We start from the raw sequence: 16,111 nt of genomic DNA, 5'->3' as shown, positions 1-16,111 counted from the left end.
CCGGTCGAGGCGGGGCCGGTCAGCGCGGCTCGCCCGTGCGCGGGGCCGGTCAGCGGGACGAGGGCCCGGACGGGCCGCCGCTCAACACGGCAGGAGCCGGGGGGGGGGGGGGGGCCCGGCCCCCCCCCCCCCACGCCGCGGTCGCGCCCGCGGCGACGATCAGGGCGGCGGTGACCAGGATTCTCTTGGCGAGCGTTATCTCAAGTGTCATATCGAAATTCTTTCCGGTAGGCACTGCCGCAACCGTCGACGGCACATCGGTAAGTGGTATCCGGGGTTCCGGCCCCTGACATGCCAGGGCCGCGGCGGCTCCCCCTCCGCGCCGCCGCGGCCGATACCCCCGTCGAAGAGGCTTGATCAGGCAGGCTCGCTGGTGACGTGCGTGTCACCCTGCGGCTTGACTTCCCCACTCGTGACGTGCGTGTCCAGCGGCTTGGGCGTGGTGTCCGGCTCGCCGGTGACGTGCGTGTCGCCCTGCGGCTTGACGATCTGCTCGGTCTTCTTCTCGCTCATGGCCTGAACTCCCTCGTGTAGAGCGATGCGGTGGGGCATGAGGCCCGTCCGGCCGTTCCCCCGAATGACCGGACGGGCGTCTCAAGGCCGCTCACCCTAGGGGTTCGGCCTCACATCGATCCGTCTGCCCCCCGACGCAACGGATTCGACGGGGACGACAATGCCGTGCACCGCTAAACGAATGATGAACGCGCAGCCCAGGCAGGTTATGCGACGGCGGAGGAGGTGATGAGGCTGTGAACTTCCGTCGCCTCCGGTGACCCCAGTTCCTCGAAAATGGCCAGCGCCTCCTGCCAGCAGACCTGGGCGCGTCCCGTCTGCCCTATGCCGTTCAGGGCCCGCCCGAGCGCCGTCAGCACCTGCCCGCGCCGCCACTCCCCGCCGATGCCGCGCAGCACGATCAGCGCCATCTCCGCGTTGGACGCGGCCGGCGCGGGCCGCCTGCCCGCCAGGTCGACCTCGGCGAGGCGGAAGAGCGTCATCCCCTCCCAGAGCCGCTGCCTGCTGTCCCGGAAGGTCTCCAGGGCCTCCGAGAACTGCTGGGCCGCGTCGGAGAGATGACCGATCGTCGTGAGCGCCATGGCGAGCGCGTAGCGGGCGTTCGCGGCGCGCAGGGCGTCGCTGCCCATCTGCTCGTAGATCCGGATGCCCTCCTTGGCGAGGGAGACCGCGCTGGACGTACGCCCCATCGCGAGATGCGCGCGGGAGAGGTTGCAGAGCGCCGCCGCCTCGCCCGGCAGGTTCCCGTCGGCCCGGAAGTCGTCGATCGCGCGCTTCAGATGGACCTCGGCGTCCGCGTTCCGGTTCTGGTAGAAGGCGATGGCACCGTGGAGGTTGCTCCCCCAGCAGACGGTCAGCGTGTCGCCCGCGGGCTCCGCCAGCGCCATCGCCTGCCGGGTCCGCTCGTCGGCCTCCTCGAAGCGGCCCGTGGACAGGTGGAGGTTGCTCAGGGCGATGAGCGCCCGGCCTTCGGCCCGGTCGTCGCCGAGGGTGTGCGCGGCGTCCCGTACGGCGGTCGCCGTCGCCTCGTACTCCTTGGCGTTGGCGCCCGACTCGCCGAGGTCCAGTGAGGCCCAGAGCAGGTCCACGGCCCGGCGCAGACTCTCCGCGTCGGGACCGCAGGCGGACTGGCGAACGCACGCCAGCAGGCAGTTGGCCTCCGCGTACAGCCAGTCCCGCGCGTCGTGCCGGTCCGTGAACGACAGTCCCTCGTACGACGTCGGCTCCAGGTGGTCGACCAGCCGGTCGCCGGGCCGCTCCAGCGCGTACACCCGCGCCGAGGTCGTCAGGTAGAAGTCCAGCAGCCGGGAGAGCGCGGAGCGCCGCTCCGTGGGGTTCTGCTCGTCGCGTTCGGCGCAGGCACGCGCGTAGAGCCGTACGAGATCGTGGTAGCGGTACCGGCCCGGCGCGGCCGATTCCAGCAGCGACGTGTCGACCAGCGACTCCAGCAGGTCCTCCGCCTTCCGCGGCGGCAGGTCGAGCAGCGCGGCGGCGGCCGCCAGGGAGATGTCGGGGCCGTCGGCGAGGCCGAGCAGCCGGAAGGCGCGCGCCTGGGCGTCGTCCAGCGCGCCGTAGCCCAGTTCGAAGGTGGCCGCGACGGCCAGATCGCCCGCCTGCAGTTCGTCCAGCCTGCGCCGCTCGTCCGCGAGCTTCGCCGCGAGGACCGACACCGTCCAGGTGCGGCGGGAGGCGAGGCGGGATGCCGCGATCCGGATGGCGAGGGGGAGGAAGCCGCAGGCGGCGACCACGTCGAGCGCCGCCTCGCGCTCCGGGGCGACCCGTTCGAGACCGACGATGCGGGTGAAGAGCTGCAGCGCCTCCTCCGGCGACATCACATCGAGGTCGACGAGGTGCGCGCCCACCAGGTCGACCAGCCGGACCCGGCTGGTGATCAGCGCCGCGCACCCGGCCGTACCGGGCAGCAGCGGCCGGATCTGCGCCGCGTCCCGGGCGTTGTCCAGCAGCACGAGGACGCGCCGTCCGTCGAGCACGGAGCGGAAGAGCGCGGAGCGCTCGGCGAGCGAGTCGGGGATCTCGGCGTCCGCGGTGCCGAGCGCGCGCAGGAACGAGCCCAGTACGGCCTCCGGCTCCGCCACCCGCGTCCCGGCGCCCTGTAGGTCCACGTACAGCTGGCCGTCGGGGAAGTGCGCGCGGGCCGCGTGCGCGACATGGACGGCGAGCGTCGTCTTGCCGACGCCGCCGATGCCCGCGAGCGCGGAGACCGCCATGACGGACCCCTCGGCGGTGGCCAGCCGGTTGCCCAGCTCCCGTACGAAGGCGTCGCGGCCGGTGAAGTCCGGGACGGTCGCCGGGAGTTGCGCGGGACGCGGCAGGGCGTGCACCGGCTCGGGTTCCTCCGGCGGGCGCGCCAGGTCCTCGTCCGCCTGGAGGATGCGGCGCTGCAGCTCCGACAGTTCGGGCCGGGGGTCCACCCCCAGCTCGTCGGCGAGGAGCCGGCGCGTGTCCGCGTACACGGCGAGCGCCTCCGCCTGCCGGCCGCTCCGGTACAGCGCCACCATCAGCAGCTCGCGGAGGCGTTCCCGCAGCGGGTGGGCGGCGGTCAGGGCGGTCAGCTCGGAGACGGCCTCCGTGTGGGCGCCGACCTCCAGATCCAGGTCGAGGAGGGCCTCGGTGAGCTGGAGGCGCCACTCCTCCAGGCGGGTGCGCTGCGTCTCGGCGTACGGTCCGGGCACGGAGGCCAGCGCCTCGCCGTCCCACAGGTTCAGCGACTTGCTGATCAGGGAGCGCGCCTGGCCGCGGTCGCCGGCGGCGCGCGCCTTGTCCGCGTCGGCGGCCAGCTCCTGGGCCACGTTGAGGTCGAGGGCGTCGTGGCCGGTCCGCAGGGCGTAGCCGCCGGACTCGCTGACCAGCACGCCGGGGGAGAGGACCTTGCGCAGGCGGGAGGCGTACGTACGGACGGCGGCGAGCGCCTGCGAGGGCGGTTCGTCGCCCCAGAGCCCGTCGATGAGTTCGGCGGCGGTCGCGGTGCGGCCCTCGCGCAGCAGGAGCGAGGCGAGCAGGGCGCGCTGCTGCGGCGAGCCGGGGGGCAGCGCCTCGCCGCCGCGCCAGGCGCGTACCGGGCCGAGCACGCTGAAGCGGAGGAGCGCGGACTCGTTGGGTTCACCGGCCACGGTGCTGTCGGCCTTTCCGCCCATCGCCTTGTCGAACGTGCCGAGTTTATCGGGCTTCATCGACGTGCCGTTGCGGTTGCCGTGGCCGGTCCCGTTGACGTGGCCGGTCCGGTTGATGTGCTCGCCGATCTGCGCCGCAGTGGTCGCGGTGGTCGCGGTGGCTGCCGTCGCCGCAGTCTCGGTGGCCGCGGTCGTCGCGCGGTTCCGGTCGGAGGTCGTGCGACTCCGGTCGGAATCACCGCCGTCGACGTGTCCCGCGCCGCGCACGGTATCGGCGCGGCTGCCGTTGGTGCCGCTGCTGTTGGTGCCCCTGCCGTCATTGGTCGCGCCGGTCCTGTCCCTGTCGCTCGGCGCGGCCGGAGCCCGTTGCTCCGGTACGCGCGGCCCGCCGTCGAGGCCCATAGCTCCCCCTGCCCGCCACTCACCGGTATCGCCCCGGACAGTCTGCCTTGCCGGAGGCTGTCCGTCAGCAGTGAGCAAGGCTCTGCACAAGCCCTCGACAGGATCAGGACCGCAAGTGGCCGAAGGGCTACGGGGTGAACGAGGGGGCGGAGTGGCCCGCCGCCTCCCCCTTGGTCTCCCTTTCACTTCCCCCTCCTCCCGCCCGTACGAAACTGTCGTGTGAGAATCACGGACCGGGTGCGGGATGCCCGGCGAGCGACGCGCGGTCACACGACGCCGAGGGAACAGGGAGTGGAGTCATTGGAACCGCTGGACGCCCAGGATCCGCGCCGGGTGGGGGAGTTCCGGATACTGGGCCGCCTCGGTGAGGGCGGTATGGGACGCGTCTACCTGGCCCGCAGCCCTGGTGGCCGGGCCGTGGCGGTCAAGTTCATCCACGCCGACATGGCCGCGACGCCCGGGTTCCGGGACCGCTTCCGGCGGGAGGTGGACGTGGTCCAGCGGGTCGCCGGCGTGGCGGGGGCCGCCGGTGCGCACGGCACGGGCACCGTCCCGGTGGTGGCCGCGGGCGTGGACGAACGCCACCCCTGGTACGCCTCCGACTACGTGCCGGGACCGTCGGTACAGGAGGCCGTGGACCGGTTCGGGCCGCTGCCCGAGGAGACGTTGTGGAGGTTCGCGGCCGATCTCGCGAAGACCCTTCGGCATGTCCATGCCGAGAGCCTGATCCACCGTGACCTCAAGCCGTCCAACGTGCTGCTGTCCAGCGCCGGGCCGCGCCTCATCGACTTCGGGATCGTGCACGCCGCGCTGGAGAGCGCGCTCACCATCTCCGGCGCCCGGATCGGCACGCCCGCGTTCATGTCGCCCGAACAGGCTTACGGGGAGCGGGTCACCCCCGCCACCGACATCTACAGCTACGGCCTGACGCTCGCCTTCGCGGCGACCGGGCAGGTCTCGCGCCGGGCCAGCCAGGAGGTCGATCTCGGCGGCGTGGACGAGCAGTTGAGGCTGCTGATCCTGCAGTGCCTCGACCCGGAGCCCGAGCGCAGGCCGAGCGCGGCGGAGGTCCACAGCCGGGCCGCGGCGATGGACCGGACGACCGACACCTGGCTGCCCGCCCCGATCGCCTCGGCGATCGCCGGCACGTCGGAGCGGCTGCTCAACCTGGAGTCGCGGGACGACGGGGGCGACGGGGGACACGGGCATCCCGGGACCGTGCGGGACGCGTTCCACCACGCGCGGACCGGGGGCCCGCACTCCCCGCCCCCGCCGTCGTACGGCCCGCCGCCGCACAGCGCGCCGTACTCACCACCGCCGAACGCGCCGCACAACGCGCCGCACCCGGTGGGCCCGTACGGACAGCCGCTGTACGGCGCGCCGACGCCGCCCATGTACGGACCCGGGTACGGCTACCCCCAGGCGCAGGCGCATCCCCAGGCTCACGCCCACGCCGCCCAGGCGCACGCCCAGGCGCCCGCCCGGACACCGCCCCCGCAGCCCGCGACCGGCGCCCTCGGCTGGGCGTACGGCGGGCTGATCGGGCGCCCGGCACTGGGGCTGCTCTGGCTGGCGCCGCTCAGCCTCGGCTCGTTCCTGCTCCTTTTCGCGCAGTTCAGCTTCCTGGGCGGGCTCACGGCCATGCTCCTGCCGGGGCTGCTCGTGCTGGCCGGCTGGCTCACCGTCACCAAGGGCCGCACGGAGCACCGTGTGTGGCACCGCTGGAACCACCGCTACTGGCTGCTCCTGGCGTACGTCGTGGTCCAGGGGTGCTGGGATCTCAGCACCTACGACACGCAGGACATCCTGCTGAAGCGGGGGAGGGTGTCGCCCTATCAGGAACTGATGGGCCCGATGGCCGGCCTGCTCGGCGCGCTGCTCGGCCTCGGCGTCCTCGCCCTGATCTACGTGGTGCCCACGGTCATCTCCCGCCGCCGGCGACTGCGCGCCGAGGGGCTCTGAGCCACCGGACGGGCCCGGCCCCGTGGCCGGGCCCGCTCTCCCCTCACTCCCGTCACTCCCCGAGGAACACCGGGTTCGTGAACGCCGCCAGCGCCCCCGGCAGCCCGGTCACCTTCGGGGCGTGCCGCACCTCCGCGCGTACGTAGGCGGCGTACGCGGCGGTCGTACGCCACTCCACCGTGCCCGAGCCCGACTCGGGGAGCGCGGAGCTGTACAGCGGCCCCTGGTCCGTGACGAAGTACACGGTGCACCCCGGGGCGCCGGTCACCTCCAGGCGTACGGTCACCGGGGCGTCCGGGGCGACGCCCAGCCGTTCGCCGATGCCCGCGTGGCGCCCCCGGCCGCCCGCCGCGCCGAAGACCAGTGAGACCGCCGCGGACTCGGCGACGTAACTGCGGCCCGCCCGGATCCCGGCGAGGATGGCCTCGCGGGTGAGGTCGTCGGCGAGGACGACGGTCTGCGGGGTGCCGACCGGGTCGGGGTCGCGGTGCGCGTCGCTGTTCCCCATCGCGGGGGTCCACTGCCGCCCCGTACCGCCCGAACGGACCGACGCCACCAGGAGGTTGTCCCACTCGGCGAGGGAGATCTCGTCGTCCGGCGTGTACGCGCCGTTCCAGACCTCCACCGCGTCGGCGTCCGCGAAGCCGAACTTCCAGTTGCAGCCGATGCAGGTGCCGTGCGGATGCGCGGGCACGACGAGGCCGCCCGCGCGGCCGATCTCGCGGGCGAAGCGGCCGAAGCGGTTCTCGCGGGCGCGGTAGCGCCAGTCGATGAAGGTGCCCGGGTCCGTACCGAGCGCGAGGACGTGGCCGTTACGGGTGGTGACCTCCTCACCGGTGAGGATCAGCAGGTCGTCACCCCACAGGCCCTCCCAGGCGCGGTGCCCGGAGTACGTGTTGTGCTCGCTGGTGTTGATGAAGTCGAGCCCCGCCGCGCGGGCGAGCGCGGCGATCTCGGCGGGGGTGCGCCGGCCGTCGGAGTGCACGGAGTGGAGGTGGCAGTCACCGCGGTACCAGGCCCGGCCGCGCCCCTTGGCCCGCCGCGGCGGGTGCACGGGGGGCGGGGTGGTGCCGGGGGCGCCGAAGGTGAGCGTGATGGTGACCTCGTACGGCAGCCCCTCCGGCGCGACGGTGTACGGGCCGAGCGCGATGTGCCAGACGCCCGCGCGGACCGGGCCGGGGATGTAGCCCGGGGTGGCCGTGTCGGCACGTACGAAGAACTCGGTGCGGGCGCCGCCGGACCAGCCGCGGAAGCCCTTGCCGCCCAGCTCCGTGCCGCGCTCGTCGAAGAGGCCGATGTCGAGGGCGTTGCCCTGGGTGCCGGCCGGGACGGCGGGTCGCTCGTACGAGTAGGCGACATGGATCTCGTTGACGCCACGCGGTACTTCGACGGGGAGGTACACGAAGTCGGGGGAGCCGGGCGGCAGGGTGCCGCGGACGGTCCTGGCCTGTCTGCCGTCGGCGGCCGGGCCTGCGGAGGCGGGGCCGGGGTCGGGGGAGTCGGCGGAAGCGGCGTTCGCGAAGCTCACGGTACTCAACGTAAGCGCGGTGGCGGCTCCCGTCACCAGGAGTCCGCGTCGTCCGATGGGCTGGCTCGTACTCATACCGGCTGCTCCAGAGGCGAGAGGGGCGGAGGTGCGAAAGGGCTGACGGAAACGGTGCGGTGTTCCGTCACTCTCGTAGCCCGGGGTGAACCGGGGCACAAGGCCCGGCGGGTGGCGGATTGCGTGCAGACACCGGGCGGATGGCCCGCCGGGGACGTGCCGGGCGGAACGGCCGGGTCCGTCGCGAGACCGCGAACCCGGACCGGAGTACCTGGAGTACCAGGTGTCGTCGAATAGGCATCCGATGCCGATATGACGAGGTACTGGACCAGTCCATAGTCGGCTCATGACCTCGAAGGCGAAAGTGCCTTCGCTGTCGGCCCGGAGGCCTGGCGTTGGCAACAGCCCATGGCCCGGCCGGCGCCGGCGATGCCGTGACGGTCATCGGCCGGGATTCCCACCGGGGGCCGGTCGGTGGGTGACGATCCGGCCGAATTCATCCAGGGAGCACGATGATTTACCACAGTGTCCGGCTGAAGGCCAAGGTGGGCGTGACGCGGGAGCAGATCGACGAGGCTCTGGAGACCATGCGCGACCAGGGCCGGAACATCCCGGCGGTGAAGTCGTTCGTCGTCGGCCGCGAATTCGGAGGCGGCTTCGACTGCGGCGGGGTGTTCGTCATCGAGGACCTCGACGGCTACTGGGAGTATCTGACGCATCCAGCGCACGCCCGCGCCGACCGGATCGGTATGGCGCTGGTGGAGGATTACGAGTGGTCCGACACCGTCGATGACGACGACCCGCTGATGGGCGAGAAGATCGCCGACCTGCAACGGCGCTGGTACGAAAGCACCCTCGCGCCGGTGAGCTAGCAGCGCGGCTGCCCGGACCTCTTCGAGCGCCCGGTGGACCGGGGAGGGTCAGCCGGACGCGGTCAGGGCGCGCAGTTGGGCGAACGACTGACGAATGGCCTCGTGCAGGTCGAGGCCGTCGGCGGTGTCGGTGGCGTCGACCCATCGCTGGAAGGCGACCCGGTACACCGCGGAGCCGGCCTCGGTGGCCAGGTCGGCCTCGGTGCCGTCGACGCCCCGCCGTCGGAGCCCGTCGGCGAGCGTGGCCGACATGCCCGCGAGCTTGATCAGTTCACGTTCCCGGAGATCGGCGTTGGCCATGATCACCGCGTGCCGCTTCCGCGCGAGCTCACGGTCACCTCCGATCACGTCGGCCGCGGCGAACAGCGCGGCCGCGACGGCCTCCAGCGTCGACGCCGTGGCGGGCGCCGCCTCCAGTGCGGCCAGCGCCTTCTCCTCCAGTTCGGACGACCGGTCGAAGAGGACCTCGCGTTTGTCGGCGAAGTGGCGGAAGAAGGTGCGGGCGGTCACGCCGGCCCGGTCGGCGATGTCCGCCACCATGGTCTGGTCGAAGCCATGTTCGATATACAGCGCCAGTGCGGCTTCACGTAGCCGGTCACCGGCTCCAGGCTCCCATCGTCCCATGCCGCGAGTTTAGTGCTGGCGTTTAGGCCCAGGCGTGGGCCCACGGGCCCTGTCGCTGGGCCCGGTCCGGACATAGCCTTCGTCGTGCTCCGGGGGACTCGCAAGCGGGGGGAGCGAACAGTGCGACGGCTCAAGTGAACTGACGGGCTGTCAGTCCTGGCGCGACCGTGTGTGTGAGTGCAAGTCAATTCACTTACATAAAAGTTGGGTGAGTCACTTGTCCGGGCTCGGTCTCCAGTCGCACGCCGGAATCCTCGCGCGGTTCACCCGCGATCAGGGGAAGCGCGATCTTCCACCGCCTCTCCGCGCCGCGCGCGTTCTGCTGCACGTGCTCTTCGGGCTCACGGCCGTGGGCGGGCTGGGGCTGGTCGGCGAGGCGGTGTCCACGGGGCTGATGACCCCGACGCTCTTCTTCCTCGCCCTGTACGCGGCGGCTCCTGGGGTGCTGGCCTGGGTGCTCACCTGGCGTCTCCGCGAGGGTGCCAACCGCGTCTGGGGCGGCCTGGTCGCCGTACAGGTGTGGCTGGTCTGCGGCGGCCTGTTCAACATCGCGAGTGGCTCGGTACGGGGCCTCACCCAACTGGTGCTGCCGCTGGCGATCCTGGCCTTCCTGACCCGGCCCGGAAGCCGTACCTGGCTGGGGGTGCCGCTCCCCGCGAAGAGCCTCCGGGAGCTGTTCTCCCGGTTCTCGTTCACGCGCGTGCTCTTCCGGCGGGGCGACCGGGCCCAGACGGCCGTGGAGTACCTGGGGATGATCGTGGTCGTCTCCATGATCATCCTGGCGATGGTCACCGGAGGCATCTCCAGCCGCTTGACCGGCGGACTCCAGGAGGCGGTCTGCAGCCTCGTCGGCGAGTCGTGCGAAGGGTCGGGCGGCACGTCGGGCGGCACCGGCGGCGGTACGTCGGGCGGTACGTCGGGTGGTTCGACGGGCGGAACCACCGGGGGCGCCAGCGGCGGTGCCACGGGCGGCTCGACCGGCGGCGAGGACAACGGTGGGAAGACCACCGGCGGTACGGCCAACGGTGGCGGAGACAACGGGGGTGCCTCGGGCTCCGGCGGCGCGAGCGGGGGCGCGAATGGCGGTGCGAATGGCGGCGATTCCGGGGGCGACTCCGGGGGTGCCAACGGCGGCGCGAACGGCGGTACCAACGGCGGGAGTTCCGGCGGTACGAGTAATGGAGGTGGCGACAACGGGGGCGCCACCGGCTCCGGCGGTGCGAGCGGGGGCGCCAATGGTGGCGCGAACGGCGGTGATTCCGGGGGCGACTCCGGGGGTGCCAGCTCCGGGGGGACAGGTTCGGGAGGCAGCGGCTCAGGCGGCTCGGGGTCGGGCGGCTCCACGGGGGGCGCGGTCGGAGGCACGAACAGCGGCGGCCCGTCGTCCGGCGGCTCGACGGGTGGCGACAGCGGCGGGAACAACGGCGGCAGCACCGGCGGTGACGACGACAGCGGGGGCGCCGTCGGCGGTGCGGTCGGCGGTACGTCCGGGGGGAACAGCGGAGGGACGAACTCCGGTGGTGCGAACGGCGGCTCCGACAGCGGCGGCGCCAGCGGGGGCGCGAGCGGCGGCGCGAGCGGCGGCGCCAACGGAGGATCGAACTCCGGCGGCTCCGATTCGGGCGGCGCGACCGGCGGAGCCAGTGGCGGAGCGAGCGGTGGAACCAGCGGTGGTTCGAGCTCGGGCGGTGCGAGTGGTGGCGCGAGCGGTGGTTCCAGCTCGGGCGGTGCGAGCGGCGGGGCCAGTGGTGGCGCGAGCGGCGGGGCCAGCGGTGGCGCGAGCGGTGGTTCCAGTTCCGGCGGTGCGAGTGGTGGTGCGAGCGGCGGGGCCAGCGGTGGCGCGAGCGGTGGTTCCAGCTCCGGTGGAGCCAGCGGTGGCGCCAGCGGTGGCGCGAGCGGTGGTTCTAGTTCCGGCGGGGCGAGCGGTGGCGCCAGCGGTGGCGCGAGCGGCGGTTCCAGTTCCGGCGGGGCGAGCGGCGGAGCCAGCGGTGGCGCGAGCGGCGGTTCCAGCTCCGGCGGGGCCAGTGGCGGTGCGACCGGTGGCGCCAGCGGCGGAACAAGCAGCGGTGGCTCCTCGTCCGGAGGGCCCTCGCCCGACCCCTCCAAGTCTTTGGAGGAGCCTGACGACGATCCTGACGACGAGCCCGAGGAGAAGCCCAAGAACGACTGCGACAACGCCCCCAAGGCTGCCGGCTTCCCCACCGTGATGAACGCGGGATCGACCGGTCATCTCATCCTGGCGACCGGTGCCAAGCCCGGCCTCGACACGCAGGCGACCAAGTCGATGTTGGAGCAGGCGGCTGCCGCCGCCAAGCAAATGGGCAGTTCCGCGGTCCCCGGTTACGACACGTACCAAGAGGCCGAAGATGCCGCCAAGGCGGCCTTCGGCAATGAGTGCAACAAAGACACCACGGACACCGACAAGGAGCAGGACAAGACCAGCGATCAGCTCGACGAGGCCGGGAGCGACAAGGACAACCGTCCGATGCAGGACCCCCTGCACGCCCTGGACGGCATCCCCGACTACAAGCCGGGAGCGGCCGGGCGCAAGGAGTGGTCGCAGGCGGTCGAGGAAATCGCCAAGAAGAATCCTCTGACCGAGAACTTCACGGCCCAGGACGCGCTCGTCATCGCCGACTACACCGGCAGTTGGGCCGCCGACCTCAACAACTACCTGCGGACCGGGAGCGCGCGCGGATCGTTCAAGAACCCTGATGCCAAGGTGCAGTTGATGGACGAGGCGCTGAGCCACCTTCCGCCGGTCCCCGATCTCACCGTCTACCGGGGCACGTTCATGCCGGACAGCGTCCTCCAGCAGCTGACCGGCGGTGGCGAGGTCAACTTCCCCGAGTACCTGAGTACGTCGACGGACCTCGCCAAGGCGGAGTCCGCCCTGGGCCGGGCCAACGGAGGGGGCGTCGGGGGCGAGAACGTGCTGCTCGAAATCGAGACGAGCAACGGCCGCAACATCGACCCGCTGTCCCGCTACCGGGGCAAGGAGTCGGAGGTCCTCATCCCGCGCGACGGGAAGTTCACGATGACGAGCCAGGAGACGCGCATCATCAACGGCAAGGAAGTCAAGGTCATCAAGGTGACCCAGACGGGTTGACGGCGGACCCCGCGCGGACGGGCCGGCCGAGCCGGTCGCGTCCGCACGGGGCGGGCGGCGCCCGTCGTTCAGGCGGGGGAGCCGGCCGGGCCGTCCTTCTCGCCCAGCTCCGCGAAGTGGTCGAACTCCCCGGCCATGACGCCCTTCACGAACGCGTCCCACTTCACCTGCGTCGTGGTGACGATGTTGTCGGGGTCGCTGGTCTCCCGGAGATGAATGAGATCCCCGGCCCCGGCGGCCACCTCGATCCACGGCCCGGGGCCGTCGTCGCCCTCGGCGGTGGCGCGGACCCATTCGAGACCGGCGGGTACGTCAGCCATGGTGATCGGACTCCTTGAGTGAGCGGAGGAAACCGGCTCAGGTGGCCGGGTCGGTGGTCAGTATGGATTGTGCGGGATCGGCGGTCCCGGTGAGCTGTATCGCGTGATCGGACGTCACGGCGACGCCGGGACCAGCCCCGCCTTGAGCGCCGCTCCAGCAGCGTACGCACGACGGCCGATCGGAGGCCGTCGCCCTGGCCACCTGCGTCACCTGCGTCACCTGAGTGATCTGGGTGACCTGGGTGACCTGGGTGACCTGGTGACCCAAGTCACCAGGTCACGGGGATGGCCTCCGGGATGCGGAAGGCGACATCGGGTCGCCATGGCACCTGCGTGTCCGGCTCGGCGAGGCGCAGGGTGGGGGTGCCGGGGGTGGCCAGGGCTTCCAGTACGGCGGCGATCTGCATCCGGGCCAGCCGGTTGCCCGGGCAGTGGTGCTTGCCGTAGCCGAAGCCGAGGTGCGGGCAGTGCTGCCGGTCGGTGGAGAAGCGGCCGGGGTCGAAGCGCTCGGGGTCCGGGAAGGCCACGGGGTCGTGGTTGGCGGATTCGAGGGAGAACAGCACGCACTCCCCGGCCTTGATGGTCAGGCCCTCGATCTCCACGTCACGGGTGGCGAGCCGCTTGGCGCCGCCGGTGGCCATCGGTGTTCTGCGCAGCAGTTCCTCCACCGTGGCCGGGACCAGCCCGGGGTCGACCCGGATGGCCGTGACGATGTCGGGGCAACGGGCGAGGGTCACGAGGGCGTTGGCGAGGAAACTGGCGGAGGTCCGGTATCCCGCGATGAGGAACACGTTGGCGACCTGGGCGAGTTCGGAATCGCTCAGCCTGCCGCCCGCTCCGTCGCGCCCGGCCGGGATCTCGGCCTCGGCGAGTCGTCTGAGCAGATGGTCACCCGGGGTGGCGACCAGGCCGGGGAGCCGCCGCAGGAAGAAGTCGTACATGCGGGCGATCGCCGCCGTCATCGCCTCCGTGCCGGGGCCGCCCCAGGTCAGGACGGTGTCGCAGGCCTCGTTGAGCAGGCGCTTCTCGTCCTCGTCCAGCTCGCCGAGGAGGACCTGGCAGGCCACCAGGTAGGGCAGCGGGACCGCCAGCCCCGTGTACAGGTCGGCGGGCGGTCCCGTCCGGACGAGGCCGTCGATCAGCGCCGTGGCGTGGCGCCGGGTCCAGGCGTGGTAGCGGCGTACCGCGCGCGGGCCGAGCGCGTCGCTCATCACCGAGCGCAGCCCGGTCTCGCGGAGGGTGGCCATGATGTCGCCCCGGGTGCCCTCGGCGCGCGGGGGGATGGGCTCCTGGCGCGGGGCGCCCGGTCGCAGGGCGGCGGAGAGGCTCAGCCGGGGATCGCCGAGGAGGGCGCGGGCCACGTCGTACCGGGTGACGAGCCAGGCGTGATCGCCGGTGACCGTCCTGACCCGGGTGGCGGGTTGCGGGGTGTCCCGCAGCAGGGCGTACACCGGGGAGATCGCGTCGCTCCAGTCCCCGAACGGGAAGTCGAGGGGCGGCAGTTCCGTACTCATGGTCAGCCTCCCGTGCGGGGTCGCGGGAGCGTGACGCCCGGCGCCGGGGCGGGCGGAGGGGCCGCGTCGGCGGGCCGGACCACCGCGAACGCCTGGCCGGGCGAGGCGAACAGCTCCTCGAACATCAGCGGCATGGTGGGGATCACGTGGTGGTAGATGTGCACGGAGGAGGGCACGCCGAGGATGGCCGGCGTGTCCGCGCACACGGGCAGCTCCGCGATCAGATAACCCATGCCGACCTCCAGTTGCCGGTCGCTGGGCTCGACGCCCTTCAGGTGCGAGGCGAGGGCGAGTCCGCTCGCCTGGCGGAACACGTTCCGTACGTGGGGCTTCTCCGCGACCACCTGCTCGATGCGGCGGAGCAGCGAGCGGTACGTGGGGTGCTCGGTGAACTCCGAGAGCACGCGCACCCGGTGCCGGCAGGCGGGCACCTCGGCGGCCACCCAGGCCCGCGCGATCCGCCGCCGCAGCCGCCGGGTCTCGCGCTGCGTGCTCGTCCGTACGCGCTCGGGGTCCCAGCCCAGCGCGCGGTACGTGTGGGTGAGCGACGCGTCCGGGATGATGGGATCCACCTCGTCGAACACCGAACTGGCCCACCGCAGCAGGGCGGTGAGCCGCTGTTCGTTGAAGTACCCGTTCCCCGGGCTGACTCCGATCAGGGCGTGCTCGCCCCGTTCGCAGATCTGCCGGCAGTGGTCGGTGTACGGCTCGATGGTGAATTCAGGCGGGATCCTTCGTCCGGCGATCTCGTGCATGGGTTTCTCCCGTACGTCAGGAAAAGTGCGGACACGTGGCAGTGTGTTCGGCGCCGTGAGCGCGCGACAGCTTCCGCCGGGAGACTCCATTCGAATGAGTGGCCACCGCTGGTCAAACGTGCGAGACGTGGCGTGTACTCGTCAATTTTGGATGGCGTGGCGGCCTTACGGTCCGGCCTGTCAGCGCTTCCGGCGGGCGTTGAGCCGGGCGGCCTGGCGGGTCAGATGGTCGCGTTCGGCGAGGTTGGTGGCCTGGTGGGCGGCGTCGGCGTACAGCCGCGCCGCCGTCTCCAGGTCCCCGTCGCGCTCGTGGAGGTACGCCGCCACGGCGGTGCGGCGGGGCAGGGGGTGCCCGCTGCCAGGGGAGCCCGGGGAGGCGGCGTCGTCCAGTGCCGCGAGCGCCGCCAGGCCCGCGCGCGGTCCGTCGGCCTCGCCGACGGCGACCGCGCGGTTGAGCCGGACGACCGGGCTGTCGGTCAGGCGGACGAGTTCGTCGTACCACTCGACGATCTGCACCCAGTCGGTCTCCCCGGCGGTGGGCGCGTCGGCGTGGAGGGCCGCGATGGCGGCCTGGGCCTGGAACTCGCCCAGCCGGTCCCGGGCGAGAGCCGCCTGCAGGATCCCGATGCCCTCGGCGATCGCCCCCGTGTCCCACCGGCCCCGGTCCTGCTCGGCCAGCGGCACCAGGCTCCCGTCGGGCGCGGTCCTGGCGGCGCGCCGGGCGTGGTGGAGCAGCATGAGGGCGAGCAGCCCCGCCACCTCGGGATGGTCGATGACGGCGGCGAGCTGCCGGGTGAGCCGGATGGCCTCGGCGGCGAGGTCCACATCGCCGGAGTAGCCCTCGTTGAAGACGAGGTAGAGGACCCGCAGCACGGTGGAGACGTCGCCGGGCCGGTCGAACCGTATCCCGGAGACGGTGCGCTTGGCCCGGCTGATGCGCTGCGCCATGGTCGCCTCGGGCACCAGGTAGGCCCGGGCGATCTGACGGGTGGTGAGCCCGCCCACGGCGCGCAGCGTGAGGGCGACCGCGGACGCCTGGGTCAGCGACGGGTGGGCGCACAGGAAGTAGAGCTGGAGCGTGTCGTCCACCGCGGACGCGGGCCCCGGCTCCGGTTCCTCGTCGACGAGGTCCTCACGCCGGCGGCGGGCGGTGTCCGCCCGGGTCGCGTCGAGGAACCGGCGCCAGGCCACGGTGACCAGCCACCCCTTCGGGTCCCGCGGCGGGGCGGCCGGCCAGACGCGGACCGCCTCGACCAGCGCGTCCTGTACGGCGTCCTCGGCCGCCGCGAAGTCGGCTCCGCGGCGGACGAGGATCCCGAGCACGCTCGGGGTGAGGCTCCGGAGCAGGACCTCGTTCACCGGGGAG

Annotated in this window: 11 protein-coding genes; 3 read left to right on the top strand and 8 right to left on the bottom strand. The window is 72.6% G+C overall.

Annotation, left to right across the window (positions count from 1 at the left end):
* Window positions 1-357: 357 nt before the first annotated feature.
* Window positions 358-513: a hypothetical protein gene (locus tag ACFXKG_RS01150; RefSeq protein ID WP_384830328.1), complete on the bottom strand. Its 156-nt coding sequence runs from the start codon at window positions 511-513 to the stop codon at window positions 358-360.
* Between the two features lie 206 nt (window positions 514-719).
* Entirely contained in the window at window positions 720-3,668 is a 2,949-nt protein-coding gene (locus ACFXKG_RS01145; RefSeq protein ID WP_384831708.1) for a BTAD domain-containing putative transcriptional regulator, read from the bottom strand.
* Window positions 3,669-4,337: 669 nt separating this feature from the next.
* On the opposite strand from ACFXKG_RS01145, the gene ACFXKG_RS01140 reads away from it, so the two are divergent.
* Window positions 4,338-6,008, top strand: coding sequence for a serine/threonine-protein kinase (locus ACFXKG_RS01140; RefSeq protein WP_384830325.1), 1,671 nt, complete (start codon window positions 4,338-4,340; stop codon window positions 6,006-6,008).
* Between the two features lie 52 nt (window positions 6,009-6,060).
* Here ACFXKG_RS01140 and ACFXKG_RS01135 read toward each other — a convergent pair whose 3' ends face one another.
* On the bottom strand, window positions 6,061-7,611 hold the full coding sequence (locus tag ACFXKG_RS01135) for a CehA/McbA family metallohydrolase (RefSeq protein WP_384830322.1): 1,551 nt from the start codon (window positions 7,609-7,611) through the stop codon (window positions 6,061-6,063).
* A 452-nt stretch (window positions 7,612-8,063) separates the two neighbouring features.
* Between ACFXKG_RS01135 and ACFXKG_RS01130 the strand changes: the two genes are divergently transcribed.
* Window positions 8,064-8,423, top strand: coding sequence for a Dabb family protein (locus ACFXKG_RS01130; RefSeq protein ID WP_384830319.1), 360 nt, complete (start codon window positions 8,064-8,066; stop codon window positions 8,421-8,423).
* Between the two features lie 48 nt (window positions 8,424-8,471).
* On the opposite strand, the gene ACFXKG_RS01125 is transcribed toward ACFXKG_RS01130, so the two are convergent.
* Entirely contained in the window at window positions 8,472-9,047 is a 576-nt protein-coding gene (locus ACFXKG_RS01125) for a helix-turn-helix domain-containing protein (protein WP_384830316.1), read from the bottom strand.
* 208 nt (window positions 9,048-9,255) lie between these two features.
* Here ACFXKG_RS01125 and ACFXKG_RS01120 point away from each other — a divergent pair, with 208 nt between their 5' ends.
* Window positions 9,256-12,156, top strand: coding sequence for an ADP-ribosyltransferase (locus tag ACFXKG_RS01120; RefSeq protein WP_384830314.1), 2,901 nt, complete (start codon window positions 9,256-9,258; stop codon window positions 12,154-12,156).
* A gap of 68 nt (window positions 12,157-12,224) precedes the next feature.
* Here the strand turns inward: ACFXKG_RS01120 and ACFXKG_RS01115 are convergent, their stop codons facing one another.
* The 4 genes from ACFXKG_RS01115 to ACFXKG_RS01100 form a co-directional block, all read right to left on the bottom strand.
* The gene (locus ACFXKG_RS01115) at window positions 12,225-12,476 is read right to left on the bottom strand and encodes a DUF397 domain-containing protein (protein WP_384830311.1); all 252 of its coding nucleotides are present in this window, start codon (window positions 12,474-12,476) and stop codon (window positions 12,225-12,227) included.
* Window positions 12,477-12,745: 269 nt separating this feature from the next.
* Complete coding sequence (locus ACFXKG_RS01110; protein ID WP_384830307.1) at window positions 12,746-13,990, bottom strand: cytochrome P450; 1,245 nt, start codon at window positions 13,988-13,990, stop codon at window positions 12,746-12,748.
* A 2-nt stretch (window positions 13,991-13,992) separates the two neighbouring features.
* Window positions 13,993-14,745: a tRNA-dependent cyclodipeptide synthase gene (locus tag ACFXKG_RS01105; protein WP_384830304.1), complete on the bottom strand. Its 753-nt coding sequence runs from the start codon at window positions 14,743-14,745 to the stop codon at window positions 13,993-13,995.
* Window positions 14,746-14,925: 180 nt separating this feature from the next.
* Entirely contained in the window at window positions 14,926-16,104 is a 1,179-nt protein-coding gene (locus tag ACFXKG_RS01100; protein ID WP_384831705.1) for an RNA polymerase sigma factor, read from the bottom strand.
* Window positions 16,105-16,111 lie beyond the last annotated feature (7 nt).

The organism is Streptomyces sp. NPDC059255 (assembly GCF_042752355.1).
Lineage (GTDB): Bacteria > Actinomycetota > Actinomycetes > Streptomycetales > Streptomycetaceae > Streptomyces.
Note: the sequence above shows the minus strand (reverse complement) of the source record. Positions and strands in the feature narration are given on the sequence as shown.